The 933-nt window shown below is 41.3% G+C and carries 1 protein-coding gene; it reads left to right on the top strand.

Features of this window, described 5'->3' with window-relative positions; all coding sequences use genetic code 11:
- The first annotated feature begins 114 nt into the window (after positions 1–114).
- Positions 115–903 carry an ADP-ribosylglycohydrolase family protein gene (locus tag SORDD24_RS08855; RefSeq protein WP_061409682.1) on the top strand — a complete coding sequence of 263 codons (789 nt, stop codon included), beginning with the start codon at positions 115–117 and terminating at the stop codon, positions 901–903.
- The last annotated feature ends 30 nt before the right edge of the window (positions 904–933 follow it).

The following is a 933-nucleotide window of genomic DNA, read 5'->3' as shown; positions in this document are numbered from 1 at the left end:
AGAGCCTGTCCAAGTCCCTGAAAAAGGTCTAAATATGCTATAATAAAGTAAATTTCAAAAGGATTTAATGGACTCTATTTTCATAAGAGTAGAGAATGTTGCAGGAGGTAAATCATGCTAGGAGCGGTTATTGGAGATATTGTTGGTTCTCGATTCGAGGCGGATAATCATAAAAGCAAAGAGTTTGATTTGTTCACCCAGAATTCTTGCCCGACCGATGATAGTATTATGACTTTGGCGGTTGCTAAAGCCTTATTGGCCAGTAAGGAAGACTGGAGTCAACTGTCAAAAAATGCTGTCAAGTACATGCAGAAAGTCGGCCGTCATTATCCCGATTGTGGTTATGGAGGTCACTTTTTCCATTGGATTTTTTCTGAGGATCCTCAATCCTATGGTAGTTATGGTAATGGCGCCGCTATGCGCATTAGTGCTGTCGGTTTTGCGGCAGAAAGTATAGAGCAAGCCAAGTCTTTGTCACAAGCAGTTACAGCAGTGACTCATAATCATCCTGAGGGCATAAAGGGAGCTGAAGCGACGGCTGTAGCAATTTTCTTGGCACGAAATGGTGCTAGTATGGATGAAATCAGGGACCATATTGATAAGAATTACTATCCTATGGACTTTACTCTGGACGACATCAGAGAGGATTACACTTTTGATGTGACTTGTCAGGGCTCTGTTCCCCAGGCCTTAGAGGCCTTCTTTGAGTCTGAAAGTTTCGAGGATGCTATCCGAAATGCGATTTCTATCGGAGGAGATAGCGATACTATCGCTGCTATCTGTGGAGGGATCGCTGAAGCTTACTATGGCATTCCTGAAGACATTAGACAAGAAGCTTTGACTTTTTTAGATGACTGTTTGCTAGAAATCGTAGTTGACTTTGAAAATACCTATCCTCAATGATAACCTTATTTTAGAATTTTATACTAAAAT

Origin of the sequence: Streptococcus oralis (assembly GCF_001579175.1) — a bacterium.
Taxonomy (GTDB): domain Bacteria; phylum Bacillota; class Bacilli; order Lactobacillales; family Streptococcaceae; genus Streptococcus; species Streptococcus oralis_O.
The sequence above is the reverse complement of the archived record's forward strand: the minus strand, read 5'-3'. Positions and strand labels throughout refer to the sequence as shown.

What these genes read in the sequence shown, in the direction of transcription:
- SORDD24_RS08855 (WP_061409682.1), top strand. Translation starts at nt 115, where the DNA reads ATGCTAGGAGCGGTTATTGGAGATATTGTTGGTTCTCGATTCGAGGCG.